The organism is Xanthomonas sp. CPBF 426, assembly GCF_903989465.1.
Classification (GTDB): Bacteria; Pseudomonadota; Gammaproteobacteria; order Xanthomonadales; family Xanthomonadaceae; genus Xanthomonas; species Xanthomonas euroxanthea.
Window position 1 is genome coordinate 3,126,750 of the sequence record NZ_LR861805.1, and the last position, 25,676, is coordinate 3,152,425.

At 66.6% G+C, this 25,676-nt stretch carries 19 protein-coding genes; 14 read left to right on the forward strand and 5 right to left on the reverse strand.

Annotated features, from left to right (window positions below; genetic code table 11):
• Positions 1 to 147: 147 nt before the first annotated feature.
• From H7A87_RS13370 to H7A87_RS13410, 9 genes are all read left to right on the forward strand, one after another.
• Positions 148 to 690, forward strand: coding sequence for a GNAT family N-acetyltransferase (locus H7A87_RS13370; protein ID WP_024939889.1), 543 nt, complete (start codon positions 148 to 150; stop codon positions 688 to 690).
• Positions 691 to 1,681: 991 nt separating this feature from the next.
• Entirely contained in the window at positions 1,682 to 5,152 is a 3,471-nt protein-coding gene (gene mfd, locus H7A87_RS13375) for a transcription-repair coupling factor (RefSeq protein ID WP_119127883.1), read from the forward strand.
• 503 nt (positions 5,153 to 5,655) lie between these two features.
• The gene (locus H7A87_RS13380; RefSeq protein ID WP_104583126.1) at positions 5,656 to 5,985 is read left to right on the forward strand and encodes an STAS domain-containing protein; all 330 of its coding nucleotides are present in this window, start codon (positions 5,656 to 5,658) and stop codon (positions 5,983 to 5,985) included.
• A gap of 16 nt (positions 5,986 to 6,001) precedes the next feature.
• Positions 6,002 to 8,011: a chemotaxis protein CheA gene (locus tag H7A87_RS13385; RefSeq protein ID WP_119127881.1), complete on the forward strand. Its 2,010-nt coding sequence runs from the start codon at positions 6,002 to 6,004 to the stop codon at positions 8,009 to 8,011.
• 68 nt (positions 8,012 to 8,079) lie between these two features.
• Complete coding sequence (locus tag H7A87_RS13390; RefSeq protein WP_180496694.1) at positions 8,080 to 10,236, forward strand: methyl-accepting chemotaxis protein; 2,157 nt, start codon at positions 8,080 to 8,082, stop codon at positions 10,234 to 10,236.
• Positions 10,237 to 10,273: 37 nt separating this feature from the next.
• Complete coding sequence (locus H7A87_RS13395) at positions 10,274 to 10,774, forward strand: chemotaxis protein CheW (RefSeq protein WP_119128030.1); 501 nt, start codon at positions 10,274 to 10,276, stop codon at positions 10,772 to 10,774.
• A gap of 28 nt (positions 10,775 to 10,802) precedes the next feature.
• Positions 10,803 to 12,086, forward strand: a complete 1,284-nt coding sequence (locus H7A87_RS13400) for an EAL domain-containing response regulator (protein WP_104648097.1) — start codon at positions 10,803 to 10,805, stop codon at positions 12,084 to 12,086.
• A 2-nt stretch (positions 12,087 to 12,088) separates the two neighbouring features.
• The gene (locus H7A87_RS13405; protein ID WP_119127880.1) at positions 12,089 to 12,895 is read left to right on the forward strand and encodes a protein-glutamate O-methyltransferase CheR; all 807 of its coding nucleotides are present in this window, start codon (positions 12,089 to 12,091) and stop codon (positions 12,893 to 12,895) included.
• Positions 12,892 to 14,031 (forward strand): chemotaxis response regulator protein-glutamate methylesterase, encoded by a 1,140-nt coding sequence (locus H7A87_RS13410; protein WP_180497028.1) that lies wholly within the window; start codon positions 12,892 to 12,894, stop codon positions 14,029 to 14,031. The genes H7A87_RS13405 and H7A87_RS13410 overlap by 4 nt, the downstream gene beginning before the upstream one ends.
• Positions 14,032 to 14,056: 25 nt before the next feature.
• Here H7A87_RS13410 and H7A87_RS13415 read toward each other — a convergent pair whose 3' ends face one another.
• From H7A87_RS13415 to gpmA, 4 genes are all read right to left on the reverse strand, one after another.
• Positions 14,057 to 15,619, reverse strand: a complete 1,563-nt coding sequence (locus tag H7A87_RS13415) for a phospholipase D family protein (RefSeq protein WP_119127877.1) — start codon at positions 15,617 to 15,619, stop codon at positions 14,057 to 14,059.
• Between the two features lie 154 nt (positions 15,620 to 15,773).
• On the reverse strand, positions 15,774 to 17,873 hold the full coding sequence (locus H7A87_RS13420) for a M13-type metalloendopeptidase (protein ID WP_119128028.1): 2,100 nt from the start codon (positions 17,871 to 17,873) through the stop codon (positions 15,774 to 15,776).
• A gap of 243 nt (positions 17,874 to 18,116) precedes the next feature.
• Positions 18,117 to 18,434, reverse strand: coding sequence for a hypothetical protein (locus H7A87_RS13425; protein ID WP_104648276.1), 318 nt, complete (start codon positions 18,432 to 18,434; stop codon positions 18,117 to 18,119).
• 155 nt (positions 18,435 to 18,589) lie between these two features.
• Positions 18,590 to 19,339, reverse strand: coding sequence for a 2,3-diphosphoglycerate-dependent phosphoglycerate mutase (gene gpmA, locus H7A87_RS13430; RefSeq protein ID WP_119127875.1), 750 nt, complete (start codon positions 19,337 to 19,339; stop codon positions 18,590 to 18,592).
• 103 nt (positions 19,340 to 19,442) lie between these two features.
• Between gpmA and nfi the strand changes: the two genes are divergently transcribed.
• From nfi to H7A87_RS13445, 3 genes are all read left to right on the forward strand, one after another.
• Complete coding sequence (gene nfi / locus H7A87_RS13435; protein ID WP_119127873.1) at positions 19,443 to 20,156, forward strand: deoxyribonuclease V; 714 nt, start codon at positions 19,443 to 19,445, stop codon at positions 20,154 to 20,156.
• Positions 20,157 to 20,355: 199 nt separating this feature from the next.
• Entirely contained in the window at positions 20,356 to 21,246 is an 891-nt protein-coding gene (locus H7A87_RS13440) for a pirin family protein (RefSeq protein WP_119127871.1), read from the forward strand.
• Positions 21,247 to 21,499: 253 nt separating this feature from the next.
• Entirely contained in the window at positions 21,500 to 21,961 is a 462-nt protein-coding gene (locus H7A87_RS13445) for a hypothetical protein (RefSeq protein ID WP_119127870.1), read from the forward strand.
• Positions 21,962 to 22,217: 256 nt separating this feature from the next.
• Here the strand turns inward: H7A87_RS13445 and H7A87_RS13450 are convergent, their stop codons facing one another.
• The gene (locus H7A87_RS13450; RefSeq protein WP_119127868.1) at positions 22,218 to 23,075 is read right to left on the reverse strand and encodes a pirin family protein; all 858 of its coding nucleotides are present in this window, start codon (positions 23,073 to 23,075) and stop codon (positions 22,218 to 22,220) included.
• A gap of 232 nt (positions 23,076 to 23,307) precedes the next feature.
• Between H7A87_RS13450 and H7A87_RS13455 the strand changes: the two genes are divergently transcribed.
• Both H7A87_RS13455 and H7A87_RS13460 read left to right on the forward strand, forming a co-directional pair.
• A complete protein-coding gene (locus H7A87_RS13455; RefSeq protein WP_104648104.1) occupies positions 23,308 to 25,380 on the forward strand; it encodes a carbon starvation CstA family protein in 2,073 nt (690 codons plus the stop codon).
• Entirely contained in the window at positions 25,380 to 25,604 is a 225-nt protein-coding gene (locus tag H7A87_RS13460; RefSeq protein ID WP_016904074.1) for a CstA-like transporter-associated (seleno)protein, read from the forward strand. The genes H7A87_RS13455 and H7A87_RS13460 overlap by 1 nt, the downstream gene beginning before the upstream one ends.
• Positions 25,605 to 25,676 lie beyond the last annotated feature (72 nt).

The following is a 25,676-nucleotide window of genomic DNA, read 5'->3' on the forward strand; positions in this document are numbered from 1 at the left end:
TACTCACGACTGGATCACGGTATCGCTCGGTACAGTGATGAGGGAAGCACTGCCACCCCCTGACGGCCCCCAGCGGCGCACCGGATTCATTCACGGTTGTGCGCTGGGCGGGTGCCAGAATCTTCCGATCTTTAAGGAACACCGGTCATGGCCATTCGCAATCGCATGCCTCCCTGGCATGAAAACTTCAGTCTGCCCAATGGCCGCACGCTTCTGCTCCGCCCGATCCGTCCCGAGGACGGTCCGCCGCTGCAGGGCGCTTTCAGCCTGTTGGGACCGGAGGAAATCCGCGCGCGGTTCGTGCGCTCTTCCGCCGAAATCACCCCGGAGATGGTGCAGCGCCTGACCCATCCCAATCCCAAGAGCGAAATCGTGCTGGTGGCCGCCGAGCAGCTGCCGCCGGGTGAAGCCCTGGTGGGCGCGGTGGCGCGTGCGGCGCTGGTGCCGGGCACCCGCCAGGCCGAGTACACCATCCTGGTCAGCAGCTTCGTCGCCGGCCAGGGCCTGGGACGGCAGCTGATGCGCAAGCTGGTCAAGTGGGCACGGCGCAAATACCTGGATTGCCTGTTCGGCGACGTGCTGCAAAGCAATGTGCCGATGCTGCAGTTGGCCGAATCGCTGGGCTTCAAGCCGCAGCCGCACCCGGATTCGCCGGAGTTGGTGCGCATGGTGCTGGAGCTGGATGCCTGAGGGGCTGGGATTCGGGATCCGGGATTCGTGAAGCGGCTTGGGCGGTTGGTCTGCGACTTGGCTGCAGGGCCCTTGCCCGCCCACCATCGCAGGACACGCCGCAAGTACGTCCTTGTAGGCTCTTACGCGGCATCCATGCCGCGTAAGGTCCCGCGACGGTGAGCGGGCAAGGACCTGTCGAGATGGCCGGTGTGTTTGGTAAGAGCAGGCACCGTGGTCTGCTGTTCCGACAAGGAAGCGTCCCCTAACGCTGACCGATCAACGGATACGCCTTTTAAGCAACCAACCAGCCAATGCCCTCGCCGGTTGCGGGACCGTGTGGCGGCATGGATGCCGCCACCGAGCCTCCATGGACGGATTCACGGCGTGTCCCGCGAGCGGTGAGGACGCCGCACCCTCGACTCACCCGGCTTTGATTGTTGATCTGTCACTTAGCTGCAGGGCCCTTGCCCGCCCACCATCGCAGGACACGCCGCAAGTACGTCCCTGTAGGCTCTTACGCGGCATCCATGCCGCGTAAGGTCCCGCGACGGTGAGCGGGCAAGGACCTGTCGGGATGGTCGGTCGGCACATTGCGAGCAGGCACGGTGCCCTGCTCGGGCAAGGACGTGTCCGCTCGTTCCGCAAGAAAGCCAGGGCAGCGGACCAGCTTTTCAAACAACCGACCAACTGTCTGGTGCGGTGCCCTCACCGATTGCGGGACCGTGTGGCGGCATGGATGCCGCCACCGAGCCCCCAGGGATGGGTTCACGGCGTGTCCCGCAAGCGGTGAGGGCACCGCACCCTCGACCGACTGGGTTTTTGATTGGGCTTTTGACTGCGCTTACGACTGCAACTGGTCCACCGGCGTGCTGGCCCAGGCGGTGCCCGGTACGAGCAAGTCGATAGCTAAGGCAGGACCGTGCAGCGCGCTTCTGCGCAGGCGGGCCGAGGCCGGCTTTCACACCGGATGGACCGGGCGTGGTGGGTGCTCTGATAAAATTGCCGGCTGATGCCGTCGCCAACCACCTTCCCCTCTCCGCCGCTGCCCAAGTCCGGCCAGCTCCGCGCCTATTGGCGCGCTCCGTCTTCGCCGACTGCGCTGGCCTGGTCGATCGCACGCGCCGCCGAGGCGCATGCCGGCCCGCTGCTGGTGATCGCACGCGACAACCAGAGCGCGCATCAGATCGAGGCGGATCTGCACGCCTTGCTCGGCGAGCACGCCACGTTGCCGGTGGTGCCGTTTCCCGATTGGGAGACCCTGCCCTACGACCAGTTCAGCCCGCACCCGGAAATCATCAGCCAGCGCCTGGCGGCGCTGCATCGGCTGCCCGCGCTGACCCGTGGGGTGGTGATCGTGCCGGTGCAGACGCTGATGCAGCAGCTGGCACCGCTGAGCTATATCGTCGGCGGCAGTTTCGATCTGAAGGTCGGCCAGCGGCTGGATCTGGATGCGGAAAAACGCCGGCTGGAAAGCGCCGGCTACCGCAATGTGCCGCAGGTGATGGACCCGGGCGATTTCGCGGTGCGCGGCGGCTTGCTCGACGTGTTTCCGATGGGCGAAGCCACGCCATTGCGGATCGAGCTGCTGGACGAGGATATCGACTCCATCCGCGCCTTCGACCCGGAATCGCAGCGCTCGCTGGACAAGGTCGAGGCCGTCAAGCTGCTGCCCGGCCGCGAAGTGCCGATGGACGATGCCAGCGTGGAGCGCGTGCTGGCCTGCCTGCGCGAGCGTTTCGACGTGGACACCCGGCGCAGCGCGCTGTACCAGGACCTGAAATCGGGTCTGGCGCCTTCGGGCGTCGAGTATTACCTGCCGATGTTCTTCAGCAAGACCGCCACCTTGTTCGATTATCTGGACAAGCGCGTGTTGCCGCTGGTCGCCACCGGTGTCTCCAATGCGGCCGACACGTTCTGGGCGCAGGCACAGGACCGCTACGAACAGCGCCGCCACGACGTGGAACGCCCGCTGCTGACGCCGGACGAGCTGTATCAATCGCCGGACGCCTTGCGCGAGCGGCTCAACAAGCTGGCGCGCATCGAAGTCTGGGCCAGCGATCATCCGCGCATCGACGAGGCCGCCGCGCTGGGCGACCAGCCCTTGCCGCCGCTGCCGGTGGCGGCAAAGGACGCGCCGGCCGGCCAGGCGCTGTCCTCGTTCCTGGGCCATTACCCCGGCCGCGTGCTGGTAGCCGCCGATACCGCCGGCCGTCGTGAGGCCTTGATGGAAGTGCTGGCCGCCGCGCAGCTGAAGCCGGAGGTCGTTGCCGACCTGCCCGCCTTCCTGGCTGCCACCAAGCTGCGCTTCGGTATCACCGTGGCGCCGCTGGAAGACGGCTTTGCGCTGGATACCCCGCAGATTGCGGTCCTGACCGAGCGCCAGCTGTTTCCCGAGCGCGCCAACCAGCCGCGGCGCAGCCGCCGGGTCGGGCGCGAACCGGAAGCGATCATCCGCGACCTGGGCGAGCTGTCCGAAGGCGCGCCGATCGTGCACGAAGACCACGGTGTGGGCCGCTACCGCGGGCTGATCGTGCTCGATGCCGGTGGCATGCCCGGCGAGTTCCTGGAAATCGAATACGCCAAGGGCGACCGCCTGTACGTGCCGGTGGCGCAGCTGCATCTGATCAGCCGCTATTCCGGCGCCTCGGCCGAGACCGCGCCGCTGCATTCGCTGGGCGGCGAGCAATGGACCAAGGCCAAGCGCAAGGCGGCCGAAAAGGTCCGCGACGTGGCGGCCGAATTGCTGGAGATCCAGGCGCGCCGGCGCGCACGCGCCGGGCTGGCCTTGCAGGTGGACCGGACGATGTACGAGCCGTTCGCGGCCGGCTTTCCGTTCGAGGAAACCGGCGACCAGCTGGCGGCCATCGATGCGACCCTGCGCGACCTGGGCAGCAGCCAGCCGATGGACCGCGTGGTCTGCGGCGATGTCGGCTTCGGCAAGACCGAGGTCGCGGTGCGCGCCGCGTTTGCCGCCGCCAGCGCCGGCAAGCAGGTTGCCGTGCTGGTGCCGACAACGCTGCTGGCCGAGCAGCATTACCGCAATTTCCGCGACCGCTTCGCCGACTACCCGATGAAGGTGGAAGTGCTGTCGCGCTTCAAGAGCACCAAGGAAATCAAGGCCGAGCTGGAGAAGGTGGCCAGCGGCGAGATCGACGTGATCATCGGCACGCACCGGCTGCTGCAGCCGGACGTCAAGTTCAAGGACCTGGGCCTGGTCGTGGTCGACGAAGAGCAGCGCTTCGGCGTGCGGCAAAAAGAAGCACTCAAGGCGATGCGCGCCAACGTGCATCTGCTCACGCTCACCGCAACCCCCATCCCGCGCACGCTCAACATGGCCATGGCCGGGCTGCGCGACCTGTCGATCATCGCCACCCCGCCACCGAACCGGCTGGCGGTGCAGACCTTCATCACTGCCTGGGACAACGCGCTGCTGCGCGAGGCCTTCCAGCGCGAGCTCAGTCGCGGCGGGCAGCTGTACTTCCTGCACAACGATGTGGAAAGCATCGTGCGCATGCAGCGCGAGCTGTCCGAACTGGTGCCGGAAGCGCGCATCGGCATCGCCCACGGGCAGATGCCCGAGCGCGAGCTGGAGCGGGTGATGCTGGATTTTCAGAAGCAGCGCTTCAACGTGTTGCTGTCGACCACAATCATCGAGTCGGGCATCGACATTCCCAACGCCAACACCATCATCATCAACCGCGCCGACCGCTTCGGCCTGGCCCAGCTGCACCAGCTGCGCGGCCGCGTCGGCCGCTCGCATCACCGCGCCTACGCGTATCTGGTGGTGCCGGACCGGCGCTCGATGACCTCCGATGCGGCCAAACGCCTGGAAGCGATCGCCTCCATGGACGAGCTCGGCGCCGGCTTCACCCTGGCCACGCACGATCTGGAAATCCGCGGCGCCGGCGAGCTGCTGGGCGAGGACCAGAGCGGGCAGATGGCCGAGGTCGGTTTCAGCCTGTACACCGAGCTGCTGGAACGCGCGGTACGCAGCATTCGCCAGGGCAAGCTGCCGGATCTGGATGCCGGCGAGGAAGTCCGCGGCGCCGAAGTCGAGCTGCATGTGGCCTCGCTGATTCCCGAGGATTACCTGCCGGACGTGCATACGCGGCTGACGCTGTACAAGCGCATCTCCAGCGCACGCGATGCCGATGCATTGCGCGAATTGCAGGTGGAGATGATCGACCGCTTCGGCCTGCTGCCGGACCCGGTCAAGCACCTGTTCGCCATTGCCGAGCTCAAGCTGCAGGCCAATGCGCTGGGCGTGCGCAAGCTGGACCTGGGCGAAAACGGCGGTCGCCTGGTCTTCGAGGCAAAACCGGCGATCGACCCGGTGGCGGTGATCCAGATGATCCAGAAGCAGCCGAAGATCTACACGATGGACGGCCCGGACAAGCTGCGCATCAAGCTGCCGCTGCCGGAAGGCGCGGACCGCTTCAACGCCGCGCGCGGCCTGCTGACGATGCTGGCGCCAAGATGAGACCGCGCTGCGGTCGGCTGCGCCTGCCTTGGGCGCCGCGCCCGGCCTGATGACGCCAGCACGCGCCGACCGCGTTGCAGGCACTGCGCACAGTGCCGCCGATCCAATGCGGCAGTTCCGCTAAAGCCATGCCCCTTGCGCTGCCGGTGCAGGAGGCAGGCGACCTGTCTGGGGCGTCTTTGCTGCAGCCGCCGTGCACCAGCTCACGCCGCAGGCACTCAAGAAGTCGGCGGGAATGCGGCTATCTGTCCTGCGGGACTGTCCAGGACATTGGTGTCCTGAGCCTGCTTGCGACAAAGCTGAGCAATTAATGCCCAGGCAGTGATGGCCTTCTCAAATTCGTCACTGCACTGAATTTGGCCTAAATATTCCTGTCACGCGCCGATACCTGCATGGACCGGTGTGATCCCCGTGTGCAGCACTGCCCACGCAAGCCCACGCCGGACGACCTTCTTCCGCGTCATGGCACGCAACCGTGCGCCATCGCATCGCTTGAGGCATCAATGAACACGCCACTGTCCGATCTACCCGCGCCGCTGACGCTTGCCCTGGAAGGCGAGATGACCATCCGTCGCGCTGCCGAACTCAAGCCGCTGCTGCAGCCGGCCTTGCTGCATCCGGGCGGGCTGCATCTGGACCTGGGGGCGGTCAGCGAGATCGACACCACCGGCCTGCAGTTGCTGCTGGCGACCAAGCAGGCGATCCAGGCCGACGGCCGGCCGTTCTCGCTGACCGATTCCAGCCGCGCGGTGGTCGATGTGATCGAACTGCTCGGCCTGCTCGAAGCGCTGTACCCGCATGCGGTTGCGGGTCTCGGCGAACGCATTCACTAAGGGACCGGCGACACGCATGGACATGAACCAGCTGATGCAGACCTTCCTGGCCGAAAGCCGGGACCTGCTCGAAGACATGGAACGTCACCTGCTCGAAGCCGAGCGTGGCGAGTCCTCGCCGGATGCGGTCAATGCGATCTTCCGTGCGGCGCACACCATCAAGGGCTCGGGTGGATTGTTCGATCTGCCGCAGCTGGTCGGTTTCACCCACGTCGTGGAAAGCGTGCTGGACCTGTTGCGCGACGATGCACTGACGCTGAGCTCGGAACTGATCGCGCTGCTGCTGGTGTGCTGCGACCACATCCACGCCCTGGTGGAAACTGCGGCCGATCCGGCTCACGCCGATGCCGACGCCCTGACTGCAGAGGCCGAGCCCCTGCTGGCGCAACTGCAGACCTACCTGCAGGTCAGCGCCTGCGGTGTCACTGCCACGGCCGTCCAGCACAACACCCCGGAGAAACAGAGCGGTTACTGGCGCATCACGCTGAAATTGTTCGCCGATGCGCTGCGCTACGGCAATTCGCCACTCAAGCTGATTCGCAACCTGCGCGGGCTGGGCTCGGTCGAGTCGATCAATACCGATGTCAGCGGGCTGCCGAGCTTCGAAGCGCTGGATCCGGAAGCCAATTACCTGGGCTTCCGGATCCTGCTGCGCAGCGATGCCGACCGTGCCGCGATCGAGGACGTGTTCGAGTTCGTACGCGAGGACTGCGACCTGGAGATCATCTCGGTACCGGCACCGATGGACGCCAGTGCCGTGCTTGCAGACGAGCCGGTCATGGCTGCGGCCGCGCCGGTTAGCGGCGTGCTGGCGGGCGTGCCGGCCGCAGCGTCGGCACGCCCGCAGCAGGACACCGGCGCACGCAACGCCGACGCGCGCTCGATCCGCGTGGACGCCGACAAGCTCGATCGCATGATCGACCTGGTGGGCGAACTCATCATCGCGGTGGCCGGCACCAATGCCAACGCGCAGCGCACCGGCGATGCACAGTTGCTGGAATCGGCCTCGATCCTGGCCGGCCTGGTGGAAGAGGTGCGCGAAAGCGCCCTGCAACTGCGCATGGTCAAGATCGGCGGCACCTTCAGCCGCTTCCAGCGCGTGGTGCACGACGTGGCGCGCGAACTCGGCAAGGACATCGCGTTGGTCGTGGCCGGCGAAGACACCGAACTGGACAAGTCGGTGGTGGAAAAGATCGGCGACCCGCTCACCCATCTGGTGCGCAACGCCATGGATCACGGCATCGAACCGGCGGAGGTGCGCGTGGCACGCGGCAAGCCCGCACGCGGCACCGTGGGCCTGAATGCCTATCACGACTCCGGCAGCATCGTCATCCAGATCACCGACGACGGTGGCGGCCTGAATCGCGACCGCATCCTGGCCAAGGCGCTGGAACGCGGCCTGATCGAGCCGGGCCGCCAGCTCAGCGACCGCGAGGTGTTCGCGATGATCTTCGAGCCGGGCTTTTCCACCGCCGAAAAGGTCACCAACCTGTCCGGCCGCGGCGTGGGCATGGACGTGGTCAAGCGCAACATCACCGCGCTGCGCGGCACCGTGGAGATCGACAGCACCGCAGGCCTGGGCACCACCATATCGGTGCGGCTGCCGCTGACGCTGGCCATCATCAACGGCTTCCAGGTCGGCGTCGGTAAATCGGTGTTCGTGGTGCCGCTGGACGTGGTGGAGGAATGCGTGGAATTCACGCCCGACTACAGCAGCGACTACATCGACCTGCGTGGCAGCGTGCTGCCGTATGTACGCCTGCGCGAGCTGTTCGCGCTCGGCGGCAGGACGCCTGCGCGCGAGAGCATCGTGGTGATCCGCCAGGGCGCGCAGCGTTTCGGGCTGGTCGTGGACACCTTGCTGGGCGAATGGCAGACCGTGATCAAGCCGTTGTCCAGGGTCTTCGCACAGGTCAAGGGCATCAGCGGTTCGAGCATCCTGGGCAGCGGCGATGTCGCGCTGATTCTCGACGTACCCAGCCTGCTGCAGCAATTGCATCCAAACCAGGACGCCCTGGCGGCCTGAGTCACCACACAAGCACTCCCCACATCACCGCCTCGTTCGTTGTTCCCTGACCCCAGGAAGCTGCCGCCATGTCACACCGTCTCCCGATCGCCACGCAGTTGTGGTTCACCGCCGCCCTCGCCCTTGCCTTGCCTGTCGTGGTGGTGGTCGCCGGCTTTGCGCTGACGCTGTCGCACGGCGCCCTGCTCGCCGCCAGCGTCCTGGCCGCACTCGTCAGCGGTGCGTTGCTGCTCCATGCGATCCGCATCGCGACCGGCTCGCTGGAGCTTGCCACCACCACGCTGGATGCATTCGCGCGTGGCAACTTCGCCGTCGCCCTGCCGCAGCTGCGCGACGAGCAGGCCTGCGAGGTGCTGCGTGCACTGCGCAAGGTGCAAGGCAACATCGCCCACGTCAACGAGGAGATCAACCGCGTCTGGCAGGAACACGACGCCGGCGAGATCGACGCGCGCATCGACGTGGCACGCTTCGCCGGCGATTTCCGCACCACCGGCGAAGGCATCAACCGCCTGGTCGCCAACCATATCGCGATCGAGAAGCAGCTCATGGCCTGCGTGGCCGAGTTCGGCCGCGGCAACTTCTCCGCCGAGCTGGAACGCCTGCCGGGCAAGAAGGCCCTCATCAACGAGATCGTCGAGCAGATCCGCGGCAACCTCACCGGCATGGTCGCCGAGGTCAACCACATGGCGGCCGAGCACGAGGCCGGCGATATCGACGTGGTCATCGACACGCAACGTTTCACCGGCGATTTCCGCCGCATGGCCGAAGGCATCAATGCAATGGTGGGCAGCCACATCGCGGTCAAGAAACAGGCCATCGCCTGCGTGGCCGAGTTCGGCCGCGGCAACTTCACCGCGCAGCTGCCGTTGCTGCCGGGCAAGAAGCGCTTCATCAACGAGACCCTGGAACAGGTGCGCGGCAACCTCACCGGCCTGATCCGCGAGATCAACCACATGTCGGCCGAACACGAAGCCGGCGATATCGACGTGGTCATCGACAGCAGCGGTTTCGACGGCGATTTCCGCAGCATGGCCACCGGCATCAACCAGATGGTGGGCGCGCATATCGCGGTCAAGAAGCTGGCAATGGGCGTGGTGGCCGAATTCGGCCGCGGCAACTTCGAGGCACCGCTGGCGCAGCTGCCGGGCAAGAAGGCCTTCATCAACGACACCGTGGAGCGTGCGCGCGGCAACCTGCGCAGCATTTCCGAGGTGATCCAGGTGATGGGCGCGATGGCCGACGGTGACCTCACCCACACCGTGGAAGGCCGCTACGAAGGCGCCTTCGCCGACATGCAGCGCTACGTCAACACCACCATGAGCCGGCTGACCGAGATCGTCGATGAGGTCAACCGCAACGCCGAGAACCTGGCCAGCGCCTCCGAACAGGTCAGTGCCACCGCACAGGCGCTGGCGCAGGCCGCCAGCGAACAGGCGGCCGGGGTGGAAGAGACCAGCGCCTCGCTGGAACAGATGACCGCCTCCATCGCGCAGAACACCGAGAACGCGCGCGTCACCGACAGCATGGCCGCCAAGGCTGCCAGCGAGGCGGCCGATGGCGGCGACACCGTGCGCGCCACCGTGGTGGCGATGAAGGACATCGCCAGGAAGATCGGCATCATCGACGACATCGCCTACCAGACCAACCTGCTGGCGCTCAATGCCGCCATCGAGGCCGCGCGTGCCGGCGAACATGGCAAGGGCTTTGCGGTGGTGGCGGCGGAAGTGCGCAAGCTGGCCGAGCGCAGCCAGATCGCCGCGCAGGAGATCGGCGAGGTGGCCGGCTCCAGCGTGGACCTGGCCGAAAGCGCCGGCCGCGTGCTCGGCGAGATGGTGCCCTCGATCCGCCGCACCTCCGACCTGGTGCAGGAAATCGCCGCGGCTTCCGAAGAACAGACCGCCGGCGTCAGCCAGATCAACACCGCCGTCGGCCAGTTGAACCAGACCACGCAGTCGGCCGCCGCCAATGCCGAAGAACTGGCCGCCACCTCGGAAGAAATGAGCGCGCAGGCCGAACAACTGCAGCAGTTGATGGGCTTCTTCCGGCTCGGCAATGGCGCGCGCGCGGCGGCATCGCCCAGCAACAAGCCGGGCCCGCGCCGGATCGCACCGCACGGCAGCAGCACCGCAATCAGCGCGCCGCCGCGTCGCAGCAACGTGCGCCAGTTCAGCGCGGTGGCAGCCACCGCCGATGCGATCGACGAATCGCAGTTCGCCAGCTTCTGAGGACACGACGATGCAACCGCACAGCGCAGCCAGCACCATGCCAACCGCCGTCGCGCCGCCATCGACGGCGCCGCAGCAATACCTGACCTTTGTGCTGGGCACGGAAATGTTCGGCCTGGGCATCCTCGGCATCAAGGAAATCATCGAATACCGCATGCCGACCGACGTGCCGATGATGCCGCCGGCCCTGCGCGGGGTGATCAACCTGCGCGGCGCGGTGGTGCCGGTGGTGGATCTGCAGCAGCGCTTCGGCCGCAACGCCAGCGCGATCACCAAGCGCAGCTGCATCGTGATCGTGGAGATCGCCCATGGCCATACGCATCAGGTGCTCGGCCTGTTGGTGGATGCGGTGAGCGAGGTGCTGGAAATCGCGCCCGATGCGATTGCCGACGCGCCCAGTTTTGGCGCCGGCATCGCACGCGAATGCATCCATGCGATGGCCAGGATCGGCGAGCGCTTCGTGATCCTGCTCGACGCCGACGCGGTGCTGGGCAACGACGCACTCGCCCAGCTGCCTGTCGCCGACCTGGCAGCCTGACATGTCCAGCCTGCACGCAAGGACTCCCATGCGCCCCACCCTTCTCTCCTGCAGCTGCGCGCTGGACGGCCCGGTACTGGTCGTCGACGACAGCGTGGTCCAGCGCGAACACGCGATGGCGCTGTGCCGCCAGCTCGGCGCCGTCGCCGTCGACGGCGCAGTCGACGGCCACGCCGCGCTGGCCTGGCTGAGCAGTGCAGTGGCCCCATCGCTGCTGCTGATCGATCTGGAAATGCCGGGCATGGATGGCGTGCAGCTGCTGGATGCGCTGGCACGCGGCAAGTACAGCGTGCCGGTGGTGGTGGTCTCGCAGCGCGGCGGCGCCCTGATCGATGCGGTGATGCAGCTCAGCCGCAGCGCCGGCGTGCGCGTGCTCGGCGGCATCGAAAAGCCGATGCATCTGCAGGACCTGGCCAACGTGCTTGAGTGCGAGCCGGGACTGGCCACGAACGCGCCCGCGTTTGCCCAGGCGGCGATCTCGCCGCTGATGTCCAGCGGCGGCGCGGCTGCCTCGCGGCTGGACCGGGCCATGCGCCGCGGCGAAATCCGCGTGGCCTACCAGCCCAAGCTCGATCTGAAGGATGGTCGCCTGCGCGGCGTGGAAGCGCTCGCCCGCTGGCGCCGCCCGCAAGGCGACATGATCGGGCCGGACCGCTTCATTCCGCTGGCCGAACGCGAGGGCCTGATCCATGCCCTGACCCAGCAGGTGATCGACATGGCGGTCGCGCAACTGGTGGACTGGCGCGCAGAAGGCCTGGAGCTGAGCCTGGCGCTGAACCTGTCGCCCAACCTGCTCGGCGAGCAGGGCTTTCTCGAACAGCTGTGCGGCAAGCTGGGCGACAACGGCCTGAGCCCTGCCGATCTGGTGCTGGAACTCACCGAAAGCGCCATCGTGGAGCCGGCCAATGCCTTGAGCATGCTGGCGCGCCTGCGCCTGCACGGCTTCGGCCTGTCGATCGACGACTACGGCACGGGGTTTTCCTCGCTGCAGCGCCTGGCCAGCATTCCCTTCACCGAACTCAAATTGGATCGCAGCTTCGTGCATGCCGCACATCGCAGCCGCAGTCAGCGCACCGTGCTCGAATCCACGCTGGAACTGGCCCACCGGCTCGAACTCACCGCCGTGGCCGAAGGGGTGGAAACGCCGGAGGACTGGCGCCTGCTGCGCGAGCTGGGCTGCGATCTGGCACAGGGCTACCTGATGGGCTCGCCGATGCCCGGGCCGATGCTGTCGGAATGGTGGCGCGAACACGCCGTGCGCATCGCACGCCTGTGCGGCAACGCACTGCCCAGCGATGCGGATGTCGCCTGACCATGAGCACAGCCACCGCCATCACCGAACAGGAGTTCGGCCGCTTCCAGCGCTTCATCTTCGAAGCGGCGGGCATCAGCATTTCCACCGGCAAGAAAGCCATGTTGTGCGGCCGGCTGGGCAAGCGCCTGCGCGAACACCAGTTCAGCACCTACACGCAGTACCTGCAGTTGCTGGAAAGCCGCCAGGACCGCGCCGAGATCCAGACCGCGATCGACCTGCTGACCACCAACGAAACCTACTTCTTCCGCGAGCCCAAGCACTTCGAGCTGCTGCGCAAGCTGGCCGGCGAACATCGCGGCGGCCTGCCGTTCCGCTGCTGGAGCGCGGCCAGCTCCAGCGGCGAAGAGGCCTACAGCATGGCGATGGTGCTGGACGACAGCTTGCAGGGACGGCCGTTCGAAGTGGTCGGCAGCGACATCAGCACCCGCGTGCTGGCCAAGGCGCGCACCGGGCATTACGCCCTGCAGCGCATCGACGGCATTCCGCAGCCCTATCTCAAGCGCTATTGCCTGCGTGGCCAGGGCGAATACGACGGCACCTTGCTGGTGGAACGGCGCCTGCGCGACCGGGTCAGGTTCGTGCATGCCAACCTCAATACGGCCTTGCCGATGCTGGGCAGCTTCGATGCGATCTTCCTGCGCAATGTGATGATCTATTTCAATGGCCAGACCAAGCGCGAGGTCATCCTGCGTGTGCTGTCCAACCTCAAATCGGGCGGCTATTTCTGCATCGGTCATTCGGAGAGCCTGAGCGAACTCGACATCGATCTGGTCCAGGTGGCACCCTCGATCTTCCGCAAGGCCTGAGCCAAGGATCCGCCGTGTCGACCGCCTTCAACCGCCCTGCCGCCAGCCCCATTGCCCGCACCGATGCCATCAAGGCCATGGTCGTCGACGACTCGGCGGTGGTGCGCCAGGTGCTGGTGGGCGTGCTCAACGACGCGCCCGACATCGAGGTCATCGCCACCGCGGCCGACCCGCTGCTGGCGATCGAGAAGATGCGCAAGCAATGGCCGGACGTGATCGTGCTGGATGTGGAAATGCCGCGCATGGACGGCATCACCTTCCTGCGCAAGATCATGAGCGAACGCCCCACCCCGGTGGTGATCTGTTCCACGCTCACCGAAAAAGGCGCACGCGTCACCATGGATGCCCTGGCCGCCGGTGCGGTGGCCGTGGTGACCAAACCGCGCCTGGGGCTGAAGCAGTTCCTCACCGACTCGGCCGACGAACTGGTCAATACCGTGCGCAGCGCCGCACGCGCCAACGTCAAGCGGCTGGCCGCGCGGGTTGCCGCAGCGCCGCTGGAAGCGGAGGTCAAGCACACCGCCGATGTGATCCTGCCGGCGCAAAGCGGGCGCGCGCTGGCGCAGACCACCGAGCGCATCGTCGCCATCGGCACCTCCACCGGGGGCACCCAGGCGCTTGAGGAAGTATTGACCGCGTTGCCGCGCGTCTGCCCCGGCATCGTGATCGTGCAGCACATGCCGGAGAAATTCACCGCCGCCTTCGCCGCGCGCCTGAATGGCTTGTGCCAGATCGCAGTGAAAGAAGCCGCCAACAACGACCGGGTGATGCCGGGCCGCGCGCTGATCGCGCCTGGCGGCAAGCATCTGCTGCTGCGCCGCAGTGGCGCGCAATATTTTGTCGAAGTGATGGAAGGCCCGCCGGTCAACCGGCACCGTCCGTCGGTGGATGTGCTGTTCCGCTCGGCCGCGCGTGCGGCCGGCAGCAATGCGCTGGGCATCATCATGACCGGCATGGGCGACGACGGCGCTGCCGGGCTGCTGGAAATGCGCCAGGCCGGCGCGCGCACGGTGGCGCAGGACGAACAAACCAGCATCGTGTTCGGCATGCCCAAGGAAGCGATCAAACGCGGCGGCGCCGACCGCATCCTGCCGCTGGGCGCGATGGCGCGCGAGATCGTGACGCAGCTGCAGTAGCGCGCCGCACGCGCAAACGGCGCAATTACAACTGCGACTCCAGCGGCAACCAGCCCATCACCGCTGCCGCGCCACGCCGCCACACGCTCGCGGCCGGCTCTTGCGACCACACCTCGGGCGGCTGCGCCGCATCGTCGTGCCAGCGCAACTCGCCCTGCTCCAGGGTCACGCGGTAACTCACCGGCGCGCCGATCTTGCGGTTGTAGACCTGCTCCAGCTGCGCGGCTACTGCGCGGTCGTTGAACAGCAGGCCCATCTCGGTATTGAGGTTCATCGAGCGCGGATCCAGATTGAACGAGCCGATGAAGCCGCTGCTGTCGTCCACCACGAACGCCTTGGTGTGCAGGCTGGCACCGCTGGAGCCGAACAGGCTGCCGTCCGGCTTGCCCATCGGCTTGAGCTCGTGCAGGCGCACGCCTTGCATGAGCAGGGGCACCCGGTAATCGGCATAGCCGCTGTGGACGGCAACCACATCGTTTGCTGCCAGCGAGTTGGTCAACACGCTCACGCGCACGTTGCGCCGACGCAATGCGCCGATCCAGCGCATGCCGTCCTCGCCCGGCACGAAGTACGGCGAGATCACCTTCAGTTCGCGCTGCGCATGCGCCATTTCGCCGATCAACACCGGCGTCATCCAGTCCGCCTGCGGCGGTGCGCCCTCGGCCTTTTCCGGCGGGTCGGAAACGATGCGCGCCTGGTCCAGCCACTGCACCTGGCGCTGGCCCTGCGTCAACGCCTGCACGCTGGGCGACTGGCGCAGCCGCTGCACATACGGATGCGCGCGTGCCGACTCCAGGCCCGCATCCAGGCTGCCGCGCAAGGCATCCAGCGCCTGCGGCTTGGCGGTCACCAGCGCAGCCAGCGGCAGGGCATTGGGGCTGTTCCAGTACGCATCGAAGACCTGCTCGGCCTGGCCCACGGCCGGCCCCATCAGTGCCGCGTCCATGTCCATGAAATTGGTGTCGCGCGCCGCATCGAAGTATTCATCGCCCACATTGCGGCCACCCACCACCGCCATCCGGCCATCGGCAATCCAGGCCTTGTTGTGCATGCGCCGGTTGATGCTGAACATGCGCAGCACCATCTCCACCCCGCGCATCAGCGTGCCTTCGCGCGCACGGGTGGGATTGAACAGACGGATCTCGATCATCGGGTGGCTGTCCAGCGCCGCCAGCACCGAATCGCTGCCATGGATGTTCATGTCGTCCAGCAGCAGGCGCACGCGCACGCCGCGATCGGCCGCATGCAGCAGTTCGTTGTGCAGCAGGTTGCCGGTGAAGTCGGCATGCCAGATGTAGTACTGCAGATCCAGGCTGCGCCCGGCCGCACGCGCGGTGAGCGCACGCACCGCGAACGCATCGACATTGTCGGGCAGGATCACCATGCCGGTCTGACCGGCATGTGCCTGCTGCAGCGGCGCGACCACCCGATCGATCGACGTGGCGATCGCCGTGGCAGGCAGCGCGTGGCTCACCGCACCACGCTGACGATCGGCAAAGCGTCCGTAGCCGTACAGCGACAGCACGCTGCCCAGCAGGAGCGCCAGTGCACCGATGCCCACCCATTTGATGATTTTTCGCCTCGCCACTGCCGCCCCCGTGTTGCAGAGCGCGGCAGTCTAGATGCTGCACCTGCATGTCGATGTGCAGACGCAAGCGCACAAGCGAGCTCGACAAACGCGCAAAAACAGCGGGTTTCCCGGCGCGGACTGTCGCAACAGTCCGCGCCGGATGCGATGCCGCTTACCAGATCGCAACGCGATCCTTGTCGCCACGCACCATCGCATCGCCCGGCTTGCACTGGAACGCCTGCGCAAATGCCGGCATGTTCGACGGCGCACCATTGGCGCGGAAATTGGCCGGCGCATGCGGGTCGGTGTTCAGGCGCACGCGCAATTCGCCGTCGGTGAAGTTGCGGCGCCACACCGTGGCCCAGTTCATGAAGAAGCGCTGGTCCTGCGTATAACCGTCGATGTCCTTGTTGGCGCCGGGCTGTTCCTTCAATGCCATCTGCAGCGCGTCATAGGCCACGGTCAGGCCACCGAGATCGCCGATGTTCTCGCCCAGGGTCAGCTTGCCTTTGACGTTGACGCCAGGAATCGCCTCATAGCCGTCGAACTGCGCCACCAGCTGGTCGGTGCGCTGGGTGAACAGCGTGCGGTCCGCATCGGTCCACCAGGTATCGAAGTTGCCCTTGGCATCGAACTGGCTGCCCGAGTCGTCGTAGCCATGCATCATCTCGTGCCCGATGACCGCGCCGATCCCGCCGTAATTCAATGCCGGGTCGGCCTTGGGGTCGAAGAACGGCGGCTGCAGGATTGCCGCCGGGAACACGATCTCGTTGCGGGTGGCGTTGTAGTACGCATTGACCGTCTGCGGGGTCATATGCCACTCGCGCTTGTCGACCGGCTTGCCGATCTTGTCCAGCATGTAACGATAGTTGAATGCCTGCGCGGCCTGCATGTTGGCCAGGAATCCGTCACCCCGGGTCTCCAGGCCCGACCAGTCGCGCCACTGATCCGGGTAGCCGATCTTGGGCGTGAAACTGGCCCACTTCTCCAGCGCGCGCTGCTTGGTTTCCGCGCTCATCCAGTCGAGCTGTTCCAGCCGCGCCTTGAGCGCCACCGAGAGGTTCTGCACCAGCTGCTGCATCTGCTGCTTGGACTCGGCCGGGAATGCGGACTGCACGTACAGCTGGCCCAGTGCCTCGCCCATCGCCTCGTTGACCGCATTCAAGGTGCGCTTCCAGCGCGGCAGCATGTCCTGCTGGCCACGCAGCGTCTTGGCATAGAAATCGAAGTTGGCCTGCTCGAACGGCTTGGCCAGATACGGTGCCGCCTCGTCCACACTGTGGAAACGCAGGTAGGCCTTCCAGGTTTCCACCGGCGTATCGGCCAGCATCGCATCGAGTTCGGCGAAGTAACCCGGCTGGCTCAGCGAGAACGTCCCTGCCGGCACCTTGAGTGCGCTGAAGAACGCCTGCCAGTCGAAATGCGGTGTCACCGCGTTGGCACCGGCCACATCGACCGGGTTGTAGCGCTTGGCCGGGTCGCGCAGTTCGATGCGCGACAGCGAGGCGGCGGCCAGGCGGGTTTCGAACGCCATCACCGCCTTGGCCTGCGTGGCCGCCTGCGCGGCGGGAATGCCGGACAACTCCAGCACGCGCGCGATGTAGGCCACGTACTGCTCACGGATCCTGGCCTGCGCCGGATCGGTGTAATAGCCCTTCTCGGGCAAGCCCAGACCGCCCTGGCCTGCGTAGGCGATCATCTGTTCGGAATGCTTGTAGTCGGCATTGGCGCCGAACGAGAACAGGAAGCCCTGGCCCTTGGCATAGCTGTCGCGCAACCACGCGGCGATGGACGGCGCATCGGTCAGCGCCTCGATCGCCTTGAGCTGCGGCTGCAGCGGCGTGATGCCGGCCTTGTCGATCGCCGCTTCGTCCGAGCCGGTGCGCCACAGGTCGGCGATCTTGGCGTCCACCGAGCCGGCCGACAGGTTGCCGCGCGCCAGTTGCTCCACCAACGCGTGCTGGATGGTCAGCGAACGCTCGGCCAGCACCTCGAAACTGCCCCAGCTGGTGCGGTCCGACGGCACCGGGTTGGCCTTGAGCCACTTGGCGTTGACGAAGCCGTTGAGGTCCTGGCACGCGTTGATGGCCGGATCCAGGTCGTTGACTCCGAAGGCCACGATCGGCGCATCGAGCTTGGACACATCGACCCTGGTCGGCGCGGCCGGCGGTGCGGCCGGTGCCGGCCTGGCGGTGTCCTCGGAGCGGCCACACGCCGAGAGCGTCACCGCGATGGCCACCGCAAGCGACAGTGGCGCGAATTTGCTCAACATCTTTCCATTCTCCAAGGCATGCGACCGCGCCATGCGCAGTCAAAAAAGTAGGCAATCAGCGCAGACGCACCAACCACGTCATCATTGCAACGGCACCGCAACGTCCTGACGCCCGCTGCCGCGCCCTATCGAAGAGCACACGTCCCACAACGCGCTACGTGTGGCCTGGGCACATGCCACCGCTGTTGCCGCCGCGGAAACCACCCCGGCAATCCGGCGCAGCAGCAGCGCCATCGACTGCGGTCATTTGCGCGCGTACAGCGGTGCCATCACCAGGTACACCGGATACGCCAGCACCATTAGCACCAGCGCGACCTCATGCCCGGACGCCGCCTCCGCCCAGGATTCCATCCGTCGCGACGGCCCCCAGAAACCGAACGCCAGCAGCGCCACACCCACGATGCCGACCAGCAGCGCCAGGCCCAGCGCCGAACCGGACACACTGCCCCGGGCCAGCAACGCGAACGCAGCGCCGCCACCGCCCAACAGCAGCCCCAACGTCACCAGATACGCGCGGCAGTAGGTGGCACTCATCTGTTGCCTTTTCCGCTTGCTGGACATCATGTCTCACCTGCAAGAACCCGCGCATGCGCACCTGCCCGATCCACCAACAGGCGCGCATGCGTGTCAAATCCGCACGCGTCAGTCGAGCGCGCGCCGCAAACTCCACGCCACGCTGCGCGCCATGCACGCAGCGTGGCCAGCGGATGCGGCGATTATTTTGCCTTGCCCTGATTGGCCACCGCGTCGGCGGCGCGCTTGGCCGCTTCCGGGTCGCCCAGGTAGCGGAAGCTTTGCACCTGCAGGGTGTCGTCCAGCTCGAACAGCAACGGGATGCCGGTCGGGATGTTGAGCTCCAGGATCTGCTCGTTGGACACCGCGTTGAGGTATTTGTACAGCGCACGCAGCGAGTTGCCGTGCGCGGTCACCAGCACGGTCTGCCCAGCCTTCAACTGTGGTGCGATCGCGTCGTGCCAGTACGGCAGCACGCGCACCAGCGTGGTCGCCAGCGACTCGGTACCCGGCAATGCATTGCGATCCAGCGTGGCGTAGCGACGGTCGTGACACGGATGCCCCGGATCGTCGACGTCCATCGCCGGCGGCGGAATGTCGTAGGAACGGCGCCAGATCTTGACCTGTTCTTCGCCGTGCTTGGCTGCCGTCTCGGCCTTGTCCAGCCCCTGCAGGCCACCGTAGTGGCGCTCGTTGAGGCGCCAGCTCTTGGACACCGGCAACCAGTCCTGGTCCAGTTCCTTCAACGCACCCTGCAGCGTATGGATGGCGCGCTTGAGCACCGAGGTGTGCGCCACATCGAACTGCAGCCCTTCGTCCTTCATCAGCTTGCCGGCCGCAGCGGCTTCCTGGCGGCCTTGCTCGGTGAGTTCCACATCCACCCAGCCGGTGAAACGGTTGTCCAGGTTCCATTGGCTCTGGCCATGGCGCAGCAGTACGAGTTTGCGGGTCACTACGGTTCTCCGATTGGGGGCCGATCAGCCTGCGATTGTAACGGCAGCCAGCGCATCGCAGGCGTGCACGAGACCGCCACGGCCAGCGCGCGATGCTGGGGCCATGCAAACGATCGATCCCGTCTTTGCCGGTTGGGATGGCAGCGTCATCCAGGCGCGACAGTTGCAACAGCAACTGGCACACCGCGTGGTGCTGCAGGACCAGCTCGGCGCAACACCGCAACTGCTCGCCGGCTTCGACGTCGGCTTCGAAGACGACGGCCGGACCACGCGCGCGGCAGCGGTGCTGCTGGATGCAGACACGCTGATGCCGCTGGAAACGCACGTCGCGCACGTGCCCACGTCGATGCCGTACGTGCCGGGCCTGCTCAGCTTTCGTGAGCTGCCGGCCTTGTTGCAGGCGCTGGCACTGTTGTCGCACCCGCCGGATCTGGTCTTCATCGACGGCCAGGGCATCGCGCATCCGCGCAAGCTCGGCATCGCTGCGCACTTTGGCGTGGTGACCGGCCTGCCCAGCATCGGCGTGGCCAAGCAACGCCTGGCGGGCAGCTTCGTCGCGCCGGGGCCCGAGCGCGGCGACCACAGCCCGATCCTGCTGGGTGGCACGCAGATCGGCTGGGCGCTGCGCAGCAAGCCACGCTGCAATCCGCTGATCGTCTCGCCTGGCCACCGCGTCTCGATGCAGGGCGCGCTCGACTGGACGCTGCGCACCCTGCGCGCCTATCGCCTGCCCGAGCCCACGCGCCTGGCCGATCGGCTGGCCTCGCGGCGCGGCGAAATCGCCCTGCACAGCGCCGCCTCCGGACAGCTGTTCTAGCGCGCGGCGGCCAATCACGATCAACCGTGCGCGTGCCTGCCTCTGTCGTCTGCAACCGCCCATCTCGGCACGTTCGTTCTGGCCGCCAGCACGCCGCGCAGCGACTGTCTCCGGGACGATCCGTCTTGGTGAAGCGCTCGCCAGGCCGCGCGCGCACATGCAAAGCTGGTGTCCATTCGACTTGATCAGAGCCGCCGCCATGACCACCTTGATCGCTCCCCGCGTGCATGACATCGGCGGGCTGGAAGTGCGCCGCGCCGTGCCCACGCTGCAGGCGCGCAGCGTCGGCCCATTCGTGTTCGTCGACCATATGGGCCCGGCAGTGCTGGAGCCGGATCACGGCATCGACGTGCGCCCGCATCCGCATATCGGCCTGGCCACGGTGACCTTCCTGTGGTCCGGCGAGATCGGCCACCGCGACAGCCTGGGCTCGGACCAGGTGATCCGCCCCGGCGACGTCAACTGGATGACCGCCGGCCGCGGTATCGCCCATTCCGAGCGCACGCCGGCGCCCGAGCGCGCCCGCACGCATGCGCTGCACGGCATGCAGACCTGGATCGCGCTGCCGCGCTCGGCCGAAGAGACCGCGCCGGCCTTCCATCACCACGCCGCCGCCAGCCTGCCGCAGCAGCGCCGCGCTGGTGTCTGGCTACGCGTGATCGCCGGCCGCGCGTACGGCGAGGAATCGCCGGTACAGGTGTTCAGCGGCACGCTCAACGTCGCGCTGGATCTGCAGCCGGAGGCGGAGATCGACCTGGACACCGGCCACGCCGAACGTGCGCTCTACATCCTGGAAGGCGAGGCGCAGCTGGACGGCACCGACGTGCCCGCGCGCCACCTGATCGTACCCTCGCCCGGCAGCCGCGGGCGCCTGCGCGCCAGGACGCCGCTCAAGGCGATGCTGCTCGGCGGCGAGCCGCTGGATGGGCCGCGCCACCTGTGGTGGAACTTCGTCTCCAGTTCCAGGGAGCGCATCGAGCAGGCCAAGGACGATTGGCAGGCCGGCCGCTTCGGCCGCATTCCCGGCGACGACAAGGAATTCATTCCGCTGCCGCAAACCCCGGCGCCCAAGCCGGTCAACTACCCCTGACCGCAGCCGGCAGCCCGGCAGTGCCGCGCAGCCCACCCAGGTCTCGCAACGGGAGTGCCCGCGCGCACGACCAATTGCAGCCCAACCTGCGAATTGCGCTTGAGCTTGCAGCCCCACCTGTGGTAGTGATGTCGACATAGGTTGGGGACAGGTTGCGTGCGGGCACAGCCGGGCGGGGAGCGCACGGGCTGATGCCGCGACACGGTCAACAACGCTGTCCCTGCGCAGACATCCAACGCCGGGGAACACTTGAATGAAGTCCGCATCCTGCCTTGTCGGCCTGAGCCTGCTGTTGGCCGCCGCCACCGTTCACGCCCAAACCTCACCGGTCTGCCCACCGTTGCCGCCAGCCTCCGGGCTGCAGTGGAGCGAGCTTTCAGGTGCGGACTATCTGTTCTGCAAGGCCATGACTGCAGACGGTCGCCAGGTGATCGGCGTAATGCTGACCACGCGCGACCCGGCGATGACGCTGGCGCGTGACCGCCGCGCGGAGAAGGGCCAGATCCAGCAGGAAGACTTTTACTGGTACAAGCTCGACCTGGGCGGCCGCGAGCTGCCGGGCATGGAATCGCGCCGCGTCACCGTGGTCGAACTGGGCAAGAAACGCTATGCACAGCTCTGGATCGACGGCGCCAGCACCGAGGAGCTGGCCTCGATGCAATCGCTGGTGCAGAACATGGATCTGCAGCCCGCCAGCCTGGCCTTGCAGCGCTGACGCAACCGGCAGTGAAGCGCCAGGTCATGCCGACCTGATGCGGCCCGGCGCGCGCCAGCTGCGTACACGCCGTTGCATGCCCGGCGCGTCTGCGCTTTCACATGCCTGCTGCCACCCCCGACGCGTCGCCGTCACCCCGTAGTTGCCGTATCGGCGCGCACCTCGTCGGTGCGCAGCCGATGGAGCGGGCAGATGTCGGCCACCTCCAGCAGGCGGTTACTCACGCCGCTCTCGTACGCGTGGCGCGAGCGGCCGGCTAAAACCGGCCTTCCTGGAAATCGACGAAAGCCTGCATCAATTCCTGCTTGGTGTTCATCACGAACGGGCCGTGCCGCATCACCGGCTCGTTGAGCGGGCGGCCCGCCACCAGGATCAGCTGCGCGCCGTCGGCACCGGCCCGTAGCGTCAGGCGCTCGCCGCCGCCCAGCACCGCCAGTTCCTGCGCCGGCAGCGCACGCGCGGCATCGCCCTCGCCCACCGTCACCGCACCTTCAAAGGCGTAGGCAAACGTGTTGTGGCCGCTGGGCAGCACATAGTCCCAGGACGCCTCCGGTGCCAGTGCGATATCCAGGTACACCGGCTCGGTGGCCGGTTGCACGATCGGGCCGCGCACCTGGCCCACGGCTCCGGCGATCACCTTGACCGTGACACCGGGCGCCGGCTGCGCGACCGGGATGCTGTCCGGTGCGTACTCCTGATACCTGGGGTCGGTCATCTTGTCGCGCGCCGGCAGGTTCACCCACAGCTGGAAGCCGCGCATGCGCCCGGATTCCTGCTCCGGCATTTCCGAATGGATCAACCCGCGGCCGGCGGTCATCCACTGCACGCTGCCCGGGGTCAGCAGGCCTTCGTTGCCGTGGTTGTCCTTGTGACGCATGCGCCCGTCCAGCATGTAGGTCACCGTCTCGAAGCCGCGATGCGGGTGGCTTGGGAAACCGCCGATGTAGTCCTCGGCCTTTTCGGTGCCGAACTCGTCGAGCATCAGAAATGGGTCCAGATCCGGCAGCTGCTGGGTGCCGATGACGCGGGTCAGCTTGACGCCGGCGCCGTCGGAGGTCGGCATGCCGCGGATGGTGCGCAGCACATGCGCCGCTGTCGTGGTGGGGGTGATCATTGCGTGATCCCTGTGCAGTGGGTCGGTGCACCAATGATGGGTGCGCCTGCTGCAACGCCCAACCACGGCCGCTGCAACCGATCGTTCCAATCGTCGGCTTCGTATGGCGGGCGCTAGCGCATCGTGTACCCGAATACTCTACGACCAAAGTTTTACCCTGCCGCGGAACGCTGCCATTGACCGCAGCCTGGCACGGGGAGACCCTTGGGCGAATCGTTCCTGAGGGGCATGCATGAAAGGGTTCTCGAAGCTGGCCTGGGGCGCGCTGGCGCTGCTGGCCGCGTTCTGTCTGGGTACCGTGGCGCTGCGGCGTGGCGAGCACATCAATGCGCTATGGATCGTGGTGGCGGCGGTGTCGATCTATCTGATCGCCTACCGCTTCTACAGCCTGTTCATCGCCGACAAGGTGATGCAGCTGGACGTGACCCGCGCCACGCCGGCGGTGGCCAACAACGACGGCCTGGACTACGTGCCCACCAACAAGCACGTGCTGTTCGGCCACCATTTCGCCGCGATCGCCGGCGCCGGGCCCCTGGTCGGCCCGGTGCTCGCCGCACAGATGGGCTACCTGCCCGGCCTGCTGTGGCTGGTGGTCGGCGTGGTGTTTGCCGGCGCGGTACAGGACTTCGTGGTGCTGTTCCTGTCCAGCCGCCGCAACGGCCGCTCGCTGGGCGATCTGGTGCGCGAGGAAATGGGCCAGGTGCCCGGCACCATCGCCTTGTTCGGCGCCTTCCTGATCATGATCATCATCCTGGCGGTGCTGGCGATGGTGGTGGTCAAGGCGCTGGCTGAGAGCCCGTGGGGCATGTTCACCGTCATCGCCACGATGCCGATCGCGCTGATGATGGGCGTGTACATGCGCTACATCCGGGTCGGCAAGATCGGCGAGATCTCGGTGGTCGGCCTGATCCTGCTGCTGGGCGCGATCTGGCTGGGCGGCAAGGTCGCAGCGGATCCGAGCTGGGGCCCGGCATTCACCTTCACCGCCAAGCAGATCACCTGGATGCTGATCGGCTACGGTTTCGTCGCGTCGGTGTTGCCGGTGTGGCTGTTGCTGGCACCGCGCGATTACCTGTCCACCTTCCTCAAGATCGGCACGATCCTGGCGCTGGCGATCGGCATTGTGGTGGTCATGCCGGACCTGAAGATGCCGGCGCTGACCCAGTTCGCGTCCACCGGCGACGGCCCGGTGTGGAAAGGCGGCATCTTCCCGTTCCTGTTCATCACCATCGCCTGCGGCGCGGTCTCCGGCTTCCACGCGTTGATCGCCTCGGGTACCACGCCCAAGCTGCTCGCCAACGAAGGCCACATGCGCTACATCGGCTACGGCGGCATGCTGATGGAATCGTTCGTGGCGGTGATGGCGCTGGTGGCCGCATCGATCATCGAGCCGGGCATCTACTTCGCCATGAACAGCCCGGCCTCGCTGGTCGGCAGCGACACGGTGGCCGTTGCGGCCAAGGTGTCCGAGTGGGGCTTTGCGATCACGCCCGAGGTGCTGGAAGCCACGGCACGCGACATCGGCGAGCACAGCATCCTGGCACGCGCCGGTGGTGCGCCCACCCTGGCGGTGGGCATCGCGCAGATCCTGCACCATCTGCTGCCGGGCGAAGACACCATGGCGTTCTGGTACCACTTCGCGATCCTGTTCGAAGCGCTGTTCATCCTGACCGCAGTGGATGCCGGCACACGTGCGGGCCGCTTCATGCTGCAGGATCTGCTGGGCAACTTCATCCCGGCGCTGAAGAAGACCGAATCGTGGACCGCCAACATCATTGCCACGGCCGGCTGCGTGGCGCTGTGGGGCTATCTGCTCTACACCGGCGTGATCGATCCGTTCGGCGGCATCCAGACCCTGTGGCCGTTGTTCGGCATCTCCAACCAGATGCTGGCCGGGATCGCGCTGATGCTGGGCACGGTGGTGCTGTTCAAGATGAAGCGCGACCGCTACGCCTGGGTCACGCTGGTGCCGGCGTTGTGGCTGCTGATCTGCACCACGTATGCGGGGCTGATCAAGATCTTCGACAGCAACCCGGCGCAGGGCTTCCTGGCGCAGGCGCACAAGTACCAGGACGCCATCGCCGGCAACACCATCACCGCGCCGGCCAAGACGGTGGCGCAGATGCAGCAGATCGTCACCAATGCCTACGTCAACACCGGGCTGACGGTGCTGTTCCTGTTCGTGGTGGGATCGATCCTGGTCTACGCGGTCAGGACGATCGTGATTGCGCGCCGCAATCCGCAGCGCAGTGATCGCGAAACCCCGTACGTGGCCTTGCAGCCACACCAGATGGCGGACCTGTAATGGGCACCCAACTCGTTCTTGCCAGCCAGTACCAGGTGCATCGCCGCATCTGGCGGCGCCTGATACAGACCGCCCGCCTGTGCTGCGGCATTCCCGATTACGACAACTACGTGCGCCACATGCTGGAAAAACACCCCGACAAGCCGGTAATGGACTACCCCACCTTCTTCCGCGAGCGCCAGGACGCGCGTTACGGCGGCAAGAGCGGGTTTCGCTGCTGCTGACCGGATGACCGGGCAGGTGGCGAGTCGGAATGCAGCAGGGCGCGATGCGAATCGCGCCCTGCTGCGTTGATG